Origin of the sequence: Paracoccus sp. PAR01 (assembly GCF_014851995.1) — a bacterium.
In the GTDB taxonomy this organism is placed as follows: domain Bacteria; phylum Pseudomonadota; class Alphaproteobacteria; order Rhodobacterales; family Rhodobacteraceae; genus Paracoccus; species Paracoccus litorisediminis.
In genome coordinates, this window is sequence record NZ_JACVAW010000081.1 from 1 (window position 1) to 1,077 (window position 1,077).

A 1,077-nucleotide genomic window follows, 5' to 3' on the forward strand; every position below is an offset into this window, starting at 1 on the left:
CAGATCCAAGGATTGCAGCCACATGCACAGGCCGAAGCCGGTCGTCGGGAACTTGTCCTTGGGGTAATAGCCCAGGATCATCTGACCCAGATGCAGATGACGGACCGGAACGCCGCCGAAAGCCTCGACCGGGCTGAAGCGCTCGGTCGCCATGATGGCGACATTGACGACACCCAGAAACGAGGCCGGGTCGAAATAGCCCAAGACATCCGCGACCTCGCGGCGATGGACGACATTCGCGCCCATGGTACCGCTGCGGCAAGCCAGCAGTGCGGGCCGCCGGAAGGGCGCGCGCAAAACCTTGTAGACCTTGTTGAAAAAAATGAACAACGTCGTTTCGGGGAAGGTCGAGGCGAGTTCTTCGGCATCGACCTCGTCATTATTCGCGACAAGGACGATGTCGGTATAGGGCGCAAAGAAGCTGCGCCATTCCTCGGCGCTGAGGGTCAGTTCAGATGTCATCGCCTCTCCAGATACGGGCATCGTTGCTGGCCTTCAGAAAGGCGCGGATCTTGCCGGCCTTGGGCAGGCCCTCAAGTTTCTTACCCAGATGCAGGGCATATTTGGCAAGCTTTCCCGAAATCGCCGTGTTCGCGCAAAATCCGGACCAATCCGTTCCCGCCAGATATTCCGCATATTTCCGCGAATACTCCCGATGGACCCACGCCGCGCCGTTTTACCATGGCTTTCGGCGTCCGGTGAAATGCACGATAATCGGATCGCGGATGTCTGGCAAAAATCCGGTCTGGGCATTCCATTTTGGATGTAGTCGTGCCCATTTTCCATCCAGCGCCGCGTTCAGCGCATCCTGATCCAGCGCGTGATAGGCAGAATGCCGATTTTCAACATTGTGCCGCGCCTGTCCAAGCAGATCGGATTTCAGGCAGGACTGCCAGTCAAAAAGGATCACACCCGAATTGAAGTAGGAACTGTCCGGGCCAAGCCCCAACTTGTCCCGGCGTGTCGCGATTTTCTTCGGGAAAGGCACGATGTAATCATCAACCGCTGCCGCGATATTGCCATGCAGGTCCAGATGGGCAAGGGCAGACATCGACCTAACCACCAGCGTATCGGCAT

General features: G+C 57.5%; 2 protein-coding genes. Both read right to left on the reverse strand.

Features of this window, described 5'->3' with window-relative positions:
- On the reverse strand, window positions 1–462 hold a 462-nt coding region (locus tag IB235_RS26040), incomplete at its 3' end, for a hypothetical protein (RefSeq protein WP_225612625.1).
- Window positions 463–676: 214 nt separating this feature from the next.
- The coding region (locus IB235_RS26045) for a glycosyltransferase (RefSeq protein ID WP_304612865.1) at window positions 677–1,077 on the reverse strand (401 nt) is incomplete at its 5' end.